The following is a 17,254-nucleotide window of genomic DNA, read 5'->3' on the forward strand; positions in this document are numbered from 1 at the left end:
AGTCAAGGCCGGGTATTGCGTATAATTTTTTTGAGCAGGTTCTTGAGCAGCGCCAGGTCGTCCCAGTCCAGGCCGCCGATGGCCTTCTGCTCTTCTGACTTGGCCTGAACGAACAACTTGACGGCGCAATCGCGCCCCTTGGCGGTGAGGTCAAATTCACGGTCCGGACCGTTGCCATGCACCGTGAGCAACTCCGCCTCCAGCAACCGCCCCAACTCATGTTCGTCCAGCCTGTGGCCGCTAGGCTGAAGCAGCGCCTCGATCTGGCCCTGGGTCTTGTGCTTGCCTGCCGACAGCACGCTGAGGACGAAATAGCCGCACTCGCTCAAACCCGTTGCTTGCCAGGCCAGGCGAACGGGGCGGTACAACTGCATGGACGCCACCCCCAAGAGGAAGCCCAGATAATCCTTGTTGAAGCTGCTGCCAACGTCCTCGGTGTCTATCAACGACTCAAGCGCACGGGGATGCACCTTGGCGTATTTGCCGCCGTGAAAGGCCAGTGGTGGGTGCGCCGAGTGATCGAATTCGATGACTTCGCCAACGAAGATGATATGGTCGCCGCCTTCGTAACGGTAGCTGGTGCGGCATTTGAAGCGTGCCGCACAGCCCTCCAGCAGCGGCACCTGGCCCGGGCCGCGCTGCAACTGCATGCCCTCGAATTTATCGATGCCTCGCCGGGAAAACCGATCTGACAGCGGTTGTTGGTCGGCAGCCAGCACATGCACGGCAAAATACTCGCCAGTCATGAAGGCATCCAGGCTACCGGAGGTCTTGGCCAGGCTCCAGAGAATCATGGGTGGTTCCAGTGATACTGAATTGAAACTGCTGGCGGTGAGGCCTACATCGGCGCCGCCACCATCGCGGGTGGTGACGATCGTGACGCCCGTAGCAAACGCGCCCAGGGCATTGCGAAACTGCTTGCTATCGATGACCAGATCGGAATTGCTCACGGACTTCTCCTTATGGATTAAAGCCACCGCAGTGATGCTATCCACTGCGGCTATGCGAAATGAGGGAACAGGCTCAGCCACCACTGGCGATCTTTTTCAGTGCGTCGGGGGCTGGCGGAGTGGCGATATCCACCGTGGCCTCAACCACCGGCATGCGCACCGCGACCACGACCGCATTGCCCTTGGCTTGGCCGATGTCGCGCAACAAGAAATAGGAAAGCGCCGGAATCAGGGTGAGTGCGCCCAGCATGTTCCACAAGAACATGAAGGTCAGCAGGATGCCCATGTCGGCCTGGAACTTGATAGGCGACCACACCCAGGTAACCACGCCGGCAGCCATGGTGATGCCGATCAACGCTACTACCTTTCCAGTAAAGCCCAGGGCCAGGCCGTAAGACTCGGCTAAAGTGATGCCCCGCCGTTGCGCGCCCAACTGCACGCTGAGCAAATACAACGCATAGTCCACGCCTACGCCGACGCCCAGTGCGATCACCGGCAGGGTCGCCACCTTGACGCCAATTCCCAGCATCACCATCAGCGCCTCACAGAGGAACGAGGTGATCACCAGCGGCACCATGGCGACCACCACGGCACGCCAACTGCGGAAGGTTATCAGGCACAACACGATCACTGCCGCGTACAACAGCCCGAGGATTCGGTAGTTGGCCTGTTCCACAACGATATTGGTGGCTGCCTCGATGCCGGCGGGGCCGGCCGCGAGCAGGAACTGGCGATCAGGGGTATTGTGTTCGGCTGCAAAGGCTTCGGTAGCCTTGACCACCTGGGTCAGGGTTTCGGCACGGTGGTCTTTCAGGTAGGCAATGACCGGCGCCACGCTGGCGTTGGCGTTCATCAGCTCAGGATTGCCCACCAGCAAGGCTTGGGTGACATTGCCGGAGGTCTGCTGGTTGCGCGGGATAGTCATCCACTTGGGATTCCCCTCGAAGGAACCGGCTGCGACCATGCGGATGCCCCCTGCCAGGGAAGATACCGCCAGCACGCCTGGCAATTGCTGCAACTGCCAGGCAAGACGGTCCTGTTCCACCAGCGAGGTGTAATCTCGCATGCCTTCGGTAGGGGTCTTGACGATCACCGCGAACTGATCGCCGCTCAAACCGTAATGTTCGTTGATATAGGCAACGTCTTTGTTGTAGCGCGAATCGGGTCGCAGCTCGGGTGCCCCAGGGTCCAGGTCACCCATCTTCAACCCATGGAGGCTGATGGCCATGGCCCCTGCGCCGACCACCAGCGCGGCCACGGTCAAGGGTATCGCGAACCTGCGCTCGGTGCAGCGTTGTAGCAGGCCCATCAGCCCTTGCCCTGCGGGACGCTTGCGCAGACTGCGTAGTGCTGCGCTCTGGCTGACGCCAATATAGGAAAGCGCCACGGGGATGAAGAACAGCTTGGTGAAGATCAGCACCAGTACCCCCAGACTGGTGGTCATCGCCAGGTCGTGGATGACCGGGATGTCAATGATCATCAGCACCGCGAAACCGACAACATTGGTGATCAGCGCGGTCAAACCAGCAATGAACAAGCGGCGAAAGGTATAACGTGCTGCCACGTATTTGTGCGTGCCGCGACCAATGTCCTGCATGATGCCGTTCATCTTCTGGGCACCGTGGGACAAGCCGATGGCGAAGATCAGGAATGGCACCAGCACCGAATAGGGATTGAGCGAATAGCCCAATACCTCCAGCAAGCCCAGCAACCAGACCACGCCGATAGTGGCCGTTGCCACCAGCAAGACCGTGCTGCGCCAGTCGCGGGTATAGAAGAAGATGATCAGCGATGCAATCAGCGCCGAGGCACCAAAGAACATCATGACTTGCAGCAACCCTTCGATCAGGTCGCCCACCAACTTGGCGAAGCCGATGATGTGGATACGGTAATCGCCTTGCTGGGCCGCAGTTGCCTGCTGCTGCAGGCTGTAGGCAGTCTGGAATTTGTCGCGCACGTCCTTTTCCAGAAACGTCGACAGCACACTGTAATCCAGCGGTTGGCCGGTGGCGGGAATCACGTCCAGCAACGGCACGACGATCATGCTGGATTTAAGGTCATTGCCCACCAGGGTGCCACGCAACCCTGCGCGCAGGGCATTGATGCGGACCTGATCAATCGAGGCGGCGCTGCCATCGTAATTGAACGGCATGACCGGCCCGCCGCGAAAGCCCTCCTCCGTCACTTCTGTCCAGCGCACCACTGGCGTCCACAGCGAGCGGATGAATGCACGGTCCACGCCTGGGGTCAGGAACACCTTGTCGTTGATGTCGCGTACCACCTCCAGATATTGCTTGTTAAAGATATCGCCTTTGGTCGTTTCCACCACAATGCGCAAGGAGTTGCCCAGCCCCTTGAGCTCGCTGCGATTGTCAAAATAGTTTCGGATATAGGGATGCGATTGGGGAATCATGGCATCGAAATTGGCTTGCACGACCAGTCGCGTGGCATGAAATCCCAGGAACACTGTAATGGCCGCCACCAGCCCGACAACCCAGATCCGGTGATTGAAAATCAAACGCTCCAGCCAGTCGCCCGAATGCTTGTCGAAATCCTTGGGGTCGCGGATGACGGGCAGATGAAGTGATTCAGTATCTACAGCCATGATGTCTCCAGATTTTTTTCAAGCCCAGGTCTTCAGCTGCCGACTGCTGGAACGGGTTCGAGCTGTGCGCCAAGGGCGCCGACGATGATCACTGAGCCCTTGCCTGCGGCCAGTACATTGGCAAAAGGCACATTGCGGCTCAACGAAACAGGCTGGAAATGGTCGCCTGAGCTATCGCCAAGCAACAGCGCTCCGCCCTGGCTGACCAGGGCGATGCGCTGGTCAGCCAGGATGGTCGCGCCGGTCAGGGTGTTTTCCACGCCAGTGTCGACCTTGGCCCACGTCACGCCCTTGTCGGTACTGCGCCAGGCGTTGCCACGCAGGCCGTAGGCAATCAGGGCACGGGAGGTCCCGATGATCCCGAAGAAGCTACCCTGGTACCCGGTATTGAGCGCAACGAAGCGCTGGCTGGCCTTGTCCAGGTGAAACACCGTGCCGCGCTCGGAGGCAATGTAGAGCTCACCATCCACCTTGCTCAAGGCTGCCAAGTGCTGGCCGTCTGGGTTGTCTACCTTGTCCAGCAAGGGCGTCCAGTGCTCGCCGCCATCGTGGGTTTCCATGATCAGGTTGAAGGTGCCGACAACGTAGCCGTGCTGTTCATTCTCAAACCACACATCCAGCCAGGGTTGTTCGGGGCCCGTGTCGTAGTCCAGGTGGATTTGCTCCAACATCGCCACAGCCGCCGGCCGATCCGCCTCTGCGGCATGGTCCAGGCGTTGCTGGTAGTAGTCGACCATTAGCTTGCCGGTGCTGAAGCCGTCCTGCTGCTTGTTCCAGCTGACCCCACCGTCGCGGGTATGCAGGATCACCCCGCCGTGCCCTACCGCCCAACCCTGGCGTGCACTGGGAAAAGCCACAGCGGTAAGGTCGACACTGACCGGCACCTGCGCCTGGCGCCAGCTGAGCCCCTGGTCATCCGAATAAAGGATGTGCCCGCGCCAGCCAACCGTAACCAGGCGTGCACCTGCCTGGGCCAAGCCCACCAGCTGAGTGGTGGGTGCCAGTCGCGAAGGCAGCGCAGCAAGATTCAATGGATCGATGTATGACGGTGCGCTGTCGTTGGCATGAGCGCCCATCAACAGCGTCACCCCCAAAGCGCAGCCCAACAACCAACGGATGTTGGGCCAAAGATTGCCGCTTGCGCCCAAGGGCGGTGAGCTGCATTGGCTCATTTCAACCTCCAGACTCTTATTGAATTTATTGTTCGGAGTAGCGCTTGCCTGTTGCACACAGCCTGTTCAAGGCTGCAGATACACCATAATCATATTAATCCTGTATATCTTTATCGTCAACGCGACGTTGCCACGCTGGCGATAAAATCAAGACAATGATATATCTGATTGTCAGCAATCCACCAACAACAAAGGGACCCTGCATGAGAATCACAGCCGCCTTGGCGTTTGACACCAACGCCCCCTTCGTCTTGAGCGAGGTAGAACTTGCCGACCCGGCCCCCCACGATGTGCTGGTGCGTATCGTGGCGTCAGGGCTGTGCCATACCGATTTAAACGTGTTGAAAAACCCAGCGTTGCCATGGCCTGCAGTGTTCGGCCATGAGGGCGCCGGAGTAGTAGAGCGTGTGGGGAGCGCAGTGAGCAGGGTGGCCGTGGGCGACCACGTCATTCTCACCACGGTGTCGTGTGGCACTTGTGCCCAGTGCATCAGCGGTGAACCTTCCTACTGCGTGGACTTTCGCGCGCTGAACATGTCGGGCGGGCGTTGCAGCGATGGCACCTGCAGCCATACCCATGCCGGCAAGCCAGTATTCGCCCGGTTCCTGGGCCAGTCTTCATTTGCAAGTCACTCGCTGGTGAACGAGCGCAGCGTGATCAAAGTCGACCGCGACTTGCCGCTTGAAATTCTCGCGCCGCTGGGTTGCGGCATCCAGACTGGCGCCGCAGCAGTGCTCAACACCTTGCGCGTGCGTGCAGGGAGCCGATTCGTGCTGTTCGGTGCCGGCGGTGTGGGCCTGGCAGCCCTGATGGCGGCAAAAATCGCCGGTGCCAGCCAGTTGATCGTAGTCGACCGCATTGCCAGTCGACTCGCACTAGCGCGCGAATTGGGTGCAACCCAGGTAATCGATGCCAGCCAACTGGAGGCTGTGCAGGCAGTTCGCGAAGTCAGTGGCGGCGGCGTCGATTATGCGGTTGAGGCCACCGGGGTACCGGCTGTCATGGAACAGGCCATCCAGGTGCTGGGCCATGGCGGCACGGTGGTATTGGTGGGAATGGCGGGAGCCCAGGCCCAGGTCACTTTCAACCCCATCGAGCTGCAAGGCAAACGGGCGCACATCAAGGGCAGCATCATGGCCGGTGAAGGCGGGATCCCGGAGTTGTTCATTCCACAGTTGATTCAATACTGGAAAGCCGGCCTGCTCCCCATCGAGAAGCTGCTGCGCACTTACGCCTTCGACGACATCAACCAGGCCGTTATCGATGCTCGTGACGGCTCAGCCATCAAGCCCGTCATCCGCATGCCCCAGGAGGTTTGAGCCATGTCAGTTGATAACAATCTGATTGGTAAAATAGACGCTGTGTTTCAACAACAGCGCCTGAGCCGGCACGCCCGCAAGCTGGAGAACAGCCAGCAGCGTGCGCAGCGGCTCAGCCGGCTCAGGGAGGTCATTCTTGCGCACATCGACGACATCGAGCAGGCCCTGTTCGATGACCTGCGCAAGACGCCCAATGGCGGCAAGGGCGGCGAAATAGCGTCTGTGCTGGCAGACATCGACACTGCCATCACGCACCTGGAGCAATGGATGGCCGACGTGCCCGTGCCCTCCTCGGCCTATCTGCCCGACAGCACTGCCCACATTCATTACGAGCCACGCGGTACCGTACTGTTGTTGGGGGCGTGGAACTTTCCGTTCGCGCTAGTCATGGCACCGCTGGTACCGATCATCGCCGCCGGCAACAGCGCCATGATCAAGCCCAATGAGCTGCAACCGGCCACCAGCCAAGTCGTCGCTCGCCTGATCGCCGAAGCCTTCGACCCACGCGACGTAGCCGTCGTCGAAGGCGGGGTTGCGGTAGCCGAACACCTGCAGGGCCTGCCGTTTGACCATGTGTTCTTCACCGGTAGCCCGGCGGTGGGCAAGCGTGTGATGGCGGCGGCGGCTCGACATCTTAGTAGCGTGACACTGGAGTTGGGCGGCAAATGCCCGGCCGTCATTGGTCCGGATGCCGAGCTGATGTCCACCGCCGCCAAAGTAGTAGGCGGGCGCTTTAACAATGCTGGCCAGCTGTGCCTGTCGGTCGATCACGCCTGGGTACCCCGCCAACAGATCGATGCATTCAGTGAAACCGTCAAGGCCCTGGTCGCCAAGATGTTTTACGCCGACGGTCAGCTGCTGCTGGACAAGCAACCGCGCATCGTCAACGAACGCAATTTCGATCGGTTATTGGGTTATATCGAAGACGCACTGGCTCGCGGCGCGAAACAAGTGTGCGGCGGGACGTCGGACCGGGCGACACTGACCATCCACCCGACCGTGCTGACGAATGTGCCGTGGGACGCGCGCATCATGCAGGAAGAAATCTTCGGCCCGATACTTCCCCTGCTCGCCTACGACGACCTGGAACAGGTCGTGGAGCAGATCGATCAGCACGGCAAGCCACTGGGCGTGTATGTGTTCAGCCACGACAAGGCGTTCATCGACCAGGCGTTGCAGGGGACCTCGTCCGGTGGCGCGACGATCAATCACGTCATGATGCATTGGGTGGAGAAAAACCTGCCTTTCGGCGGCGTCAACGGCAGCGGCATGGGCCGTTACCATGGCCTGGCAGGTTTTCGCGAACTGTCCAATGCCCGCTCTATCTTCATCCAGGGGCCCGCACCTACTGCTTAAGGGGCAAGCGCGCACCGACTCGGTCGCCCTGCCACACCGTTTTTTTCATGCGCCGAGCGCCAGTGTCTCATCCTTGAGACGCTCGGCATCCACGTTCCTTCGCTCTTGAATCAGCCGTTTGGCTGCCAGGAACTCGGCCGGGCGCGCTACAACGTCAGCGGCAATCATGCGGCCGTCTTGCAAGTAAAAGGCACTGAAACTGTTGGTCCGATCATCGCCTCGAATCACCAACTGCTCATAGCCCCGGGATAACCCCGCCATCTGCAGCTTGAGCCCATACTGGTCCGACCAGAACCAAGGCAGCGAGGCTGGCGGTCGCGGCTTGCCCGCCAGGCTGGCAGCAACGCGACGCGCATGCTCCAACGCATTGGGCACTGACTCAAGGCGCACGCGCCGACCATAAAACCCGCATACATGACTGGCGCAATCGCCTGCGGCGTATATACACGGATCCAGGGTGCGGCCGTCGGCATCGACGACGATGCCTCCATCCACTTCCAACCCGGCGGCTTCGGCCAGCTCGGTATTGGGGAACTGACCCACGCCTACAAGCACCTGATCGGCGGCAAACACGCGACCGCCCAGACAGCTGACCGCGCCCACCTGCACGCCCGTGCTGGCAGGCATAAAGGCGTTGACTTGCACCTGGGTATCGATCAACACCCCCGCCTCGCGGTGCAAGCGCTCATAAAATGCGGAGAGGGGGGCTGCCGTCACCCTGGCCAGCACCCGAGCTTCGGCTTCCAGTACCTGTACCCGCAAGCCGGCGCCCACGGCGGCTGCCGCCACCTCCAGGCCCACATAACCACCACCGACGATGACGAGCCGCTGCCCGGGCCGCCAAGCCGATTGCAATACCCGGGCATCTGCAAAGGTGCGCAGCACACCGATACCGGGCAAGTCCGCCCCGGGTACCGTCAGGCGCCTGGCCCGTCCCCCCGTGGCCAGCACCAGGTGCCCATAGCCCAGCCGCCGACCATCACTCAACAGCACCTGTCGAGCCTGTCGATCAACCGACAGCACTGCCACCGACAGGTGCAGTTCAATACCGGCCCGTTCGTAGGCCAGCGCAGGCTTAAGCAGCACCGATTCGAACGGTACCTCCCCTGCCAGGCACGCCTTGGACAGCGGTGGGCGATGGTAGGGCAATGCGCTTTCTTCCCCTACCAAGGCGATACGTCCCGACACGCCGTGCTGGCGAAGGGCGAAAGCGACTTCGGCGCCAGCCTGCCCGGCCCCCACTATCACTACGTCTATCTTGTCCTCATTGCGCATCTTAACCTCCGAAACCAGACCATCCTGCTCAGCCTAAGCAGGATCGTCACACCTTAATCATCTATATCATACAAATCAATATTTACGACTCAATCATTGATACGATATAGTTGATTAGTCTCACACCAACCCATCAGAGGCCGACAATGAAACTGGGTGAAATCGATCTGTCCAATCCGGACGTATTTGTGCAGGGCGTTCCCTACGATTACTTCGCGCTACTGCGACGCGAAGCGCCGGTAAGCTGGCAAGCCGACTGCCAGGGCGGTGGCTTCTGGAATGTCACGCGCTATCACGATATTCAAGCGGTGGAAAACAACGTCGAGGTGTTTACATCCAAAACCAACGTGACACCGCAGCCCATTCCGGAACAGACGCTGGCCGCCACTGTGGATCGCATGATTATCCTCAGCGACCCACCCCGGCACAGTTTTTTGCGCAAGCTGATCATGAGTGGCTTCACCCCCAAGGCGATCTCCCGCCTCGAGGCGCGCATCCAGCAGCTTGCCTGCGATTCGATCGACGCTTTTATCGCGCAAGGCTGCTGTGACCTGCACGATCTGGCCGCGCACATGCCCATCGAAGTGGTGGCGGACTTGCTGGGGGTACCCGACGTCGATCGCCAGCAATTGTTTGACTGGGCAAACGCCATGTTTGGCGGCAGTGATCCCGAATTGTCCAACCCCCAGCACATGAATCTGGCGCAGCAACAGATGTTCGCTTACGCCAAGGCGTTAGGCATCAGCCGGCGCGAGGCGCCGTTGGAAGATGTGTTCAGCCAGGTAGCCATCGCTCAGGAAAACGGTGAGCGCCTGAGCGACATGGACCTGGGCTGCTTTTTCCTGATCCTGGCCACGGCGGGCAATGAGACCACGCGTACCCAGATTCTGCAGGGTGCCCTGACCTTGATCGAGCACCCCGAAGCTATGCAGGCCCTGAGGCAAAACCCGGCGCTGATCGCCAATGCAGTCGAGGAAATGTTGCGCTATACCACCCCCGCCCTGTGCTTCGCCCGCAAAGCCACCCAAGACATTGAGCTTGCCGGCCAGACCATCAAGGCCGGCGACAGAATTGTGATGTGGTATTGCTCAGGAAGCCGCGACGAGCAAGTCTTCAGCAATCCGGAGCATTTCGACATCCATCGCCACAATGCACGCGATCACATGGCATTTGGCTCCAGGACAGGTATTCACCGCTGCCTCGGCGCCATGCTCGCGCGCATGGAGTTGCAAGCGATTTTCAAGCAAATCGTTACGCGCCTGCCGGACCTGGCACTGGATGGCCCCGTGTCACGCCTGCGCTCCAATTTCACCAATGGCATCAAGCACATGCCTGTGCGGTTCAGCAAAGGCACGCCTGCCAACAGCGCCCATGCTGTGCGTCTGTACGCCAGCCACAGCGCCAAACCCGCTTCCACCCCCACCACCTGCCCATTCGGGCACTGAGAGGAATATGCCATGCCTGTTACCCTGACTCCCCTGGCGACGGTCACCGTCAAGCTCGGCGCCCCCGTGTTCATCCCCAATACGCCTCGCGGTACCCGTGCCATCGTCAACCTGGAAGCCGCGACCTGGGAGGGCGAACGGCTCAATGCCACCCTCAAGCAGGTCGCGGCTGCCGACTGGGCGCAATTCACGGCAGACGGGACCATTCACGTAGACGTGCGTTGCGCTATTGAAACCCACGACGGCGCGGTCATCTTCGTCGCCTACCAAGGCCGCGCCACCGCAAGCCCCACCGGGGCCGATCCGATCATGATCGCGCCCACGTTCGAAACCGGCGACGAACGCTATGCCTGGCTGAACAAAGTCCAGGCCATTGGCCGCGGCAGCCGCGATGCCAGCGGCGCCCTAGTCTATGACCTGTACGAGGCAAGCTGAACCATGACAGGCCCTATTGACACCACGTCGGATACGCCATCGACCTGCAAAGTGCTCGATGCCGCCATCTTGTGCCTGGAACAACTGGGCCTGGACAAAGCCACCATGGAGGATATCGCCCGACTGAGCAGCGTGTCGCGGGCGACCCTTTATCGCCGGTTTGGCAGCCGGGAAGCCATCTTTGCGGCGGCCCTGGACCGACACTCGCGGCCTTTCGAACGGCAGGCCAGCGACGTACTGAACGGCCTGGGCACGCTACCTGAACGCATAGAGCGGTTTGTCCTCTGGGCAGTACTCGACGTGCCGGCCAACAGGCTGCTGCAGAACGCCGCCTGGTCGGGTCTCTCGGACAGCGGCATGCAGGTATTTGGTGGCGTGTTCAAACGCAAGATCGGCCGCATCCTGATGCCGTTAATCGATGCAGCGAAAATCAGCCGTGAACTGCCCACGCTACTGGACGCCGAGGCATTAATCGACTGGCTGATACGTGAATTGCTGATGATCAAGTCGACTCAGAGCTGGGAACGAAACCGCCTGCAGCGCTACATCAGGAATTTCATCATCCCAGTGCTGCACGCTCACCTCGCGCCAATCGCCCATGGTGCCGGGTTGCCGGCGCGCTCCATGGAGCAGCGACTGGCACACCTGGAAAACCGACTGACCGAGATTCATCAACTGCTTGGCCTGGTACACCAGGACATCCATGCCCTTTCAATTTGATCAGTGAATAACCATGCCGACCATCACCTACATTGAATTCAACGGCACCGAGCATCGGGTCGACGCCCTGGACGGGCAGAGCCTGATGGAGGCCGCCGTGGCGAACATGATCCCCGGTATTCTCGGCGACTGCGGCGGCAATTGCAGTTGCGCCACTTGCCACGCGTACATGGACCCAGCCTGGGCTGCCGCCCTGCCCGCCATAGCCGACGAGGAACAGGGCATGCTCGAAGGCGCTTTGGCAGTCAACGAGCACAGCCGTCTGTGCTGCCAGGTCATTGTTACACCCGCCCTGAATGGCCTAGTGGTTCGACTCCCCGAACGCCAGTTCTGAACCACTTTACCCGGCCAGTGCCAGTCATTATCCTATATATGATTACAACAAAAAGGAATTCACCATGTCACTTGATCCACAGATTGCTGCACTACTGCACAGGCTCAATGAAATGGGCCTGCCGGACGTGGACACCATCACCGCCCAGGATTTTCGCGACCAGGCGAACCAACGTCGGCTGCCACGGGACATCATCGAGTCGGTAGGCGAAATCATCGACCGGGAAGTGCCGGGGCCCAACGGCTCGATCCCAGTACGGGTCTACCGACCCGCCAATGCCGGGCCCGACCTGCCGTTGCTGGTGTATTTCCACGGCGGCGGTTTCGTGCTGGGCGACCTGGACGGCTACGACGGCGTATGCAGCGCCTACTGCAACACGCTGCAGGCCGTGGTGGTGTCGGTGGGTTACCGCTTGGCGCCAGAGCATCCCTTCCCCGCTGGCGTCGGCGACGCCTATGCAGCCACTGGCTGGGCGTCCAAACAAGCCAGGGCGCTGGGCGCGTCCCCTGCAAAACTGATCGTCGGTGGCGACAGCGCCGGAGGCAACCTGGCTGCTGTCGTCTGCCAACAGGCCTTGGCCGAAAGCGGCCCTGTCATCGCGCATCAACTGTTGCTTTATCCGGTGTGCGACAATGACCTGGAGCGCCCCTCGTACCAGGAAAACGCCACCGGCTACCTACTGGAAACACGGATGATGGCGTGGTTTTGGCAGCAGTACCTGCCCGATCCCACGCAAGCCAGCGCTCGCAGCTGCCCCTTGCGAGCATTTGACTTGTCCGGGCTACCGCCTGCCACGGTGGTGACCTGCGGCTACGATCCTCTGCGCGACGAGGGGGAGCAATATGCCAGCCGTCTGGCTGACGCGGGGGTGCCAGTGACACACATCGCCCTGCCCGGCGCGATTCATGGATTCATTAGCTTTACAGGCCTCATCGAGTTGCCCGGCCAGGTCATACGTCAGACCGCCCAACTGATCCACAAGACGCTACACCCCTGACCAAAGCCCCCTGGCACCAGGGGGCAGCTCCCAATCAGATGGCATCAGGCAACGCCGAGCTTGCCACTTTACTGGCGGTGCCAGGCGGTGGCAGGGCGAGCGCGCTCAGCAGACACAGCAGGCAGGACAGGCTGATCAGCGCGAACACCCACAGGTAAGCGCTGGCCGAGGGGAACATGCCCGAGCCCCCGCTTGGATCACTGACAGTGCTCAGGGAGAAAACAATCGCAATCATCTGCGCACCAATGCCCATGCAGGTCATTCGGACCACTTGCGTCACCCCGTTGAGCTCACTGATTCGGGTTGGGGGCGCCACTTCAGCGATCAAGGTAGGAATAGCGCTGAACGCAATCGCCGTGCCAGTACCATTGATAATGACTGAACCGACGATCAGCCAGACCCGGTCATGGCTCAGTGTCAGAGCTGTCCAGCCGCACGTCAGCAACACCAACCCAATCACCAACGCCAGCCGCCCCCCTCGATGCCCGGCGATACTCCCCCCCCAGGGTGAAGCCAGGATGGCCACCAGCGAAGAAGGCAACTTGATCGTTGCCGCCAACGTGGCCGCCAGTCCCAGCCCTACGCCTGTCCACACGGGCTGTTGCAGCAGCATCAGCATCACCTGGCCAAATTGCATGGCACCGATGGCAATCAGGCCATGGCACACGTTGGTGAGCAGAACTTGCCGGTTGGTGAACAGTCGCACGTCAATCAACGGGTTGGGGTGGCGGCGCTCGTAATGCACCCAGAAGACAAAGAGCAGCAAGCTCCCCACAACCAGGCCGACCACCCGCAGATCAGACCACCCCCACATCGAACCACGGCTGAAGCCAAACAGAAGCGCCGCCACCGCAGGAGCGAACAGCACGCCTCCTACGATGTCCACTGCGCCTTTGCCTACGATCCGCGGGGACACCGGAACCAGCTGCCAGACGGCCAGGATACCCACGACGGCGATACCGGCGCTCAGGTAGAAGATCCAATGCCATTGCAGGTAGTCGATTACCAGCCCCCCGCACACGAAGGCCACGCCCGCCATGGTAGAGGCCGTGCCGGCAACAATACCGTTGCCCAGGGCGATCTTGGGCTTGGGCAGATTCTCCGACACCAGGCCGAAACACAAAGGCAGCACGGCTGCGGATACGCCGTGGATGGCACGACCGACGATAATGCCTTCAAGGGTCTGGGACAATGCAGCCACCAGCGAGCCGATGACCGAGATGACCATGACGATGAGCATTACCCGCCTGCGCCCATAGAGGTCGCCCAGGCGCCCGCATATGCCGGCCGCGGCTGCGGCCACCAACATATAGGCGGTCATGACCCAGCCAATCATGACTGGGTCCTTGAATTCACGATAAAACGTTGGGAACGCTGCGAACAGCATGCTGACCTCAAAAATCGAGGCCATGTCAGCTGCCATCAGGGCGAGGATAATGATTTTCCAGCTTCGCGTCTTGGCCTGAAGTGAAGGCATGATGGGGTACCTGCGGACTGAAGGCAAAAAAACCGCGGCCCGGAACGGCCGAACCGCGGTGAAGGGAACTTCGATCAGCGCACGCCGGTGCCCGCCATGGACTCGGCACGGTAGGTGTAGTCAGGTTTGCGCGGCATGACCTTCAGGTAGCCGTTAGGCGAGCTGATCATACTGTTGAAGATGTACTGGCCCTTGCTCAGGTCGTAGGTCACCGAGGTGGTGTCGGTCATGCCGGCATTGCCCTGGGCGTTACGGTTGTATTGGGGCCAACTGGCTGACAGGCCGACCCTGAACACTTTGCCGGAGTCATCAGTCGCGTCGGCGGCCATCAGCGTCCAGGAGTCTTCGTCAATATAGAAGTTGCGCTCGGCAGCAATGTGACGTTTATCTGGCTTGCGTGTGGCCTGGACCACCCAGACCCGATGCAGCTCCCAACGCATGGCGTCCGGGTTGGCAAATTTCTTGCCCAGAATGTCATCGGTTTTCATGGTCAAGTACTTGAACTGGTTATACGGCACGTACATTTCCTTGCGCCCTACCAGCTTGAAGTCAAAGCGATCCATACGGCCGGCGAAAAGGTTCAACTCGTCATAGTTCAACGCCCCTGACAGCGAAGCACTGGGCGTGTCATAAGTCAGTTCGGGGGCGAGGCGCGTCCGACGCTGCCCCGTGGTGTACGACCAGATCTTCTGAGGGGTTTCGTCAAATTTTGCCGGGTACCAGACCAACGATTTCTGCCCGGCATCGCGTGCCGGCGCGATCGTACGGTTCAGGAATCGGAAGTAGTTTTCCGCGGCCCCCTGGTAAGGCGTTGCGTTGGGATCCCAATAAGGGTAATCGGCATCGAAAATACTCTCGTTGGTCATGGTCTTGGTACCCGCGGAGTCCACGAACCAGCTCTCCATCCGAATTTCGTAGTCGGGCTGTTCGTGGGTCGCGGCATTCCACATGGCCTCGTAGCCGGTCTTCGGAATCGGGAATGGTGTGCCGAACCAGCAACCTCGCAGCCCTACGCCGTCGGGCGTGGTCTTGCACTCAGGGTTATGGGCATTGGCCACTGTGCTGTTGGCATGGGCCTCGGACATCGCCGGGTAACTGCGGTGAGTGGTGTATACGTCTATGCGGAAGTCGGGCCAGCGCTTGAGCAACTCCTTTGTGCCCAAGGTCAGCTTGTCAGCGTACCGGTCCATATTCTTGCTGGTAATGCTGAACAGCGGTTTCTCGCCCGGGTACGGATCAATCGGTTTGTTGTCCGACGGACTGGCACCGGCCGGAGGTTTGACGCCGCCCGTATACGCAGGAATGCTGCCGTCCTTATTGCCGGCGATTTCCGCGCCCCAGGGAGTAAGGGTTGTACCCAGTAGCTTGAGTTCATCGGGCGATGGCTGCGCCATTGTGGCTGAGGCAACGGCAAGGGATAACGCCGCAACCATGATTCTTGCTGAAGTGATCATGTCGTGCTCCTGGTTCAGAACGATGCCTTGAGGGTCAAGGTCACGCGACCGCGGTCCGTGGTCTGCCACGCGCCACTGCCATAGTAAGTGGTGCCCTCGCGACGAATATCCGCAGTGGAGTCGGCCCACACCAACGACGCAGTCACCTGGTGATATATGTCGGCCGAGACGCCCGCCGAGTAGGTGTAGAGCCCCTGGTTGGTGCCACCGAAGTCGGCGGTATTACCGCGCACCCCGCCACCGAAGGTCACAGGAAGCGACAGGTCGATGCCGGGGAACACTTGCAGATATTGGGGGGTGAAGCTCATGTTGAACCCCCAGGCGTTGCGGGTAGCGCAGCCAGAATCGCGACCCAGAGGGCAGGCGGCGCTGTCTTCACCGTTGTAGAGAGCCTTGTTGTCGGTCACCGACTCCAGGTAGTCATAAGTCACCTCACCGATCAGCGTGCCGGTATCCCAGAGGGCGGTCTTGGGCATGGTGTAGATGGCGTTCGCCAGTGCGTGCCAGGTGTTGCCTCGCGCACCTTCGTCTGCACTGGACAAGGCGACCGAGTTGAGGCCTGCATTGCGCCGTGTCGAAATCTCGGCACCAATGGCAAAGGGGTCAATGGTGGTATCCAGGCTTAGACCGATCAACCGCGTACTGCGCGGGAAAACCGCGCGAATATCCGTGGCATTGTCCGGGTCACGGAAGACCCAAAAACCGTTCTTCTCATCAAACTCACGGTAATAAACGCCGATGGTCGACGAGTTCAGTTCCGGAATCGTGATTTTAGTGCTGATGCCCCAGTTGCCATAACGATGCTTCGGTCCCAAGGGGTCATCGATATGGAACCCGGCCAGCGGCGTTGAACCACCAAAGCTATCGGGACCATTGAGCAGGAAGTCAGCAGTCCCCAGGTAGGTACCGCCCTCGGGAATGCGAATGGAGTCCCAATCAAGGTAATACTGTGCGCCGATGGACACATTGTCGCTCACCTGGCTCGTCATGGAGACCTGGTTCAGCGGAAGGAAGGTTTCGCGGGTTTCGGTTCCCGGAGTAGCCGCGCTCTTCTGGCCATCAATGGGGCTCTGGCTGTAGGAAATGCCCCCTTGGCTGAAGATCGAGTTACCCCAGTACACCACGTGCCGCCCCACCTTCAAGTTGACCGGCCGGTCGGCCAGCGAAAAGTTGGTATAGACGAAAGCATCGAGAATCTCGCCGGATGGGCCGCGGTAGTAGCGCTTCGTGTAGCTGGAGTAGCGATCGTTGTCGTAACTGGTTGGCCCGGAAATCGATGGGTTCTTTTCCACCGAGGTATCGCTGTAGGCGTTGTCGTACCAGGCAGCGCCGGAAAGACGCATACCGACCTTTTCCTGCCAGTCCAATTCCAGTTCGGACAACAAGTCAAGGCGGTCGGTGACGACGCTACCCTTCTTGAATTTGTAGTCACTCTGATTGGAGGTACTGCTATTGCCGATGCGGCTGTCGATTCCATCGACCCGCCATCCCAGGTTGTACCGCAAAGTATTGTCGAAACGAGCGGTCAGCCCGTCGATACCCGTGTCCAACTGCATCGCGGTGGCGGGAAGTACTACGCCTGCAGCCACGCAAATGCCAGCCGCCTTGACTGCTGCGCGGCAACCCCGTTGCCCACGCAAAAGCCTGCCATCACTCATTTTGAACCTCCAGACCATTATTGAAATTGTTGTGCGGAGTGTTTTTGTTGTTTCGAG

14 protein-coding genes are annotated in these 17,254 nt (G+C 60.1%); 7 read left to right on the forward strand and 7 right to left on the reverse strand.

Features of this window, described 5'->3' with window-relative positions; translation table 11 throughout:
• Window positions 1-2: 2 nt before the first annotated feature.
• The 3 genes from AC0Z2B_RS03695 to AC0Z2B_RS03705 are packed head-to-tail and all read right to left on the reverse strand — an operon-like array spanning window position 3 to window position 4,784.
• Window positions 3-1,031: a flavin reductase gene (locus AC0Z2B_RS03695; protein WP_476295196.1), complete on the reverse strand. Its 1,029-nt coding sequence runs from the start codon at window positions 1,029-1,031 to the stop codon at window positions 3-5.
• Complete coding sequence (locus AC0Z2B_RS03700) at window positions 1,024-3,555, reverse strand: efflux RND transporter permease subunit (protein ID WP_476295198.1); 2,532 nt, start codon at window positions 3,553-3,555, stop codon at window positions 1,024-1,026. Before AC0Z2B_RS03700 ends, AC0Z2B_RS03695 begins: the two co-directional genes overlap by 8 nt.
• A gap of 32 nt (window positions 3,556-3,587) precedes the next feature.
• On the reverse strand, window positions 3,588-4,784 hold the full coding sequence (locus AC0Z2B_RS03705; protein WP_476295199.1) for a WD40/YVTN/BNR-like repeat-containing protein: 1,197 nt from the start codon (window positions 4,782-4,784) through the stop codon (window positions 3,588-3,590).
• 146 nt (window positions 4,785-4,930) lie between these two features.
• On the opposite strand from AC0Z2B_RS03705, the gene AC0Z2B_RS03710 reads away from it, so the two are divergent.
• A complete protein-coding gene (locus AC0Z2B_RS03710) occupies window positions 4,931-6,046 on the forward strand; it encodes an NAD(P)-dependent alcohol dehydrogenase (protein ID WP_475505536.1) in 1,116 nt (371 codons plus the stop codon).
• A 3-nt stretch (window positions 6,047-6,049) separates the two neighbouring features.
• A complete protein-coding gene (locus tag AC0Z2B_RS03715; protein ID WP_475505537.1) occupies window positions 6,050-7,402 on the forward strand; it encodes an aldehyde dehydrogenase family protein in 1,353 nt (450 codons plus the stop codon).
• A gap of 45 nt (window positions 7,403-7,447) precedes the next feature.
• Here the strand turns inward: AC0Z2B_RS03715 and AC0Z2B_RS03720 are convergent, their stop codons facing one another.
• The gene (locus AC0Z2B_RS03720; protein WP_475505538.1) at window positions 7,448-8,677 is read right to left on the reverse strand and encodes an NAD(P)/FAD-dependent oxidoreductase; all 1,230 of its coding nucleotides are present in this window, start codon (window positions 8,675-8,677) and stop codon (window positions 7,448-7,450) included.
• Window positions 8,678-8,823: 146 nt separating this feature from the next.
• On the opposite strand from AC0Z2B_RS03720, the gene AC0Z2B_RS03725 reads away from it, so the two are divergent.
• From AC0Z2B_RS03725 to AC0Z2B_RS03745, 5 genes are all read left to right on the forward strand, one after another.
• Window positions 8,824-10,122 (forward strand): cytochrome P450, encoded by a 1,299-nt coding sequence (locus tag AC0Z2B_RS03725; protein WP_475505539.1) that lies wholly within the window; start codon window positions 8,824-8,826, stop codon window positions 10,120-10,122.
• Window positions 10,123-10,134: 12 nt separating this feature from the next.
• The gene (locus tag AC0Z2B_RS03730) at window positions 10,135-10,557 is read left to right on the forward strand and encodes a DUF3237 domain-containing protein (RefSeq protein ID WP_475505540.1); all 423 of its coding nucleotides are present in this window, start codon (window positions 10,135-10,137) and stop codon (window positions 10,555-10,557) included.
• Window positions 10,558-10,560: 3 nt separating this feature from the next.
• A complete protein-coding gene (locus AC0Z2B_RS03735) occupies window positions 10,561-11,277 on the forward strand; it encodes a TetR/AcrR family transcriptional regulator (protein WP_476295201.1) in 717 nt (238 codons plus the stop codon).
• Window positions 11,278-11,290: 13 nt separating this feature from the next.
• The gene (locus AC0Z2B_RS03740; protein ID WP_475505542.1) at window positions 11,291-11,611 is read left to right on the forward strand and encodes a 2Fe-2S iron-sulfur cluster-binding protein; all 321 of its coding nucleotides are present in this window, start codon (window positions 11,291-11,293) and stop codon (window positions 11,609-11,611) included.
• Window positions 11,612-11,675: 64 nt separating this feature from the next.
• The gene (locus tag AC0Z2B_RS03745; RefSeq protein WP_475505543.1) at window positions 11,676-12,608 is read left to right on the forward strand and encodes an alpha/beta hydrolase; all 933 of its coding nucleotides are present in this window, start codon (window positions 11,676-11,678) and stop codon (window positions 12,606-12,608) included.
• 34 nt (window positions 12,609-12,642) lie between these two features.
• On the opposite strand, the gene AC0Z2B_RS03750 is transcribed toward AC0Z2B_RS03745, so the two are convergent.
• From AC0Z2B_RS03750 to AC0Z2B_RS03760, 3 genes are all read right to left on the reverse strand, one after another.
• Window positions 12,643-14,085 carry an MFS transporter gene (locus AC0Z2B_RS03750; RefSeq protein ID WP_475505544.1) on the reverse strand — a complete coding sequence of 481 codons (1,443 nt, stop codon included), beginning with the start codon at window positions 14,083-14,085 and terminating at the stop codon, window positions 12,643-12,645.
• Window positions 14,086-14,159: 74 nt separating this feature from the next.
• On the reverse strand, window positions 14,160-15,539 hold the full coding sequence (locus AC0Z2B_RS03755) for a DUF1329 domain-containing protein (RefSeq protein ID WP_475505545.1): 1,380 nt from the start codon (window positions 15,537-15,539) through the stop codon (window positions 14,160-14,162).
• 14 nt (window positions 15,540-15,553) lie between these two features.
• Window positions 15,554-17,197: a DUF1302 domain-containing protein gene (locus AC0Z2B_RS03760; RefSeq protein WP_475505546.1), complete on the reverse strand. Its 1,644-nt coding sequence runs from the start codon at window positions 17,195-17,197 to the stop codon at window positions 15,554-15,556.
• Window positions 17,198-17,254 lie beyond the last annotated feature (57 nt).

Source organism: Pseudomonas sp. GYB4201, assembly GCF_056312595.1.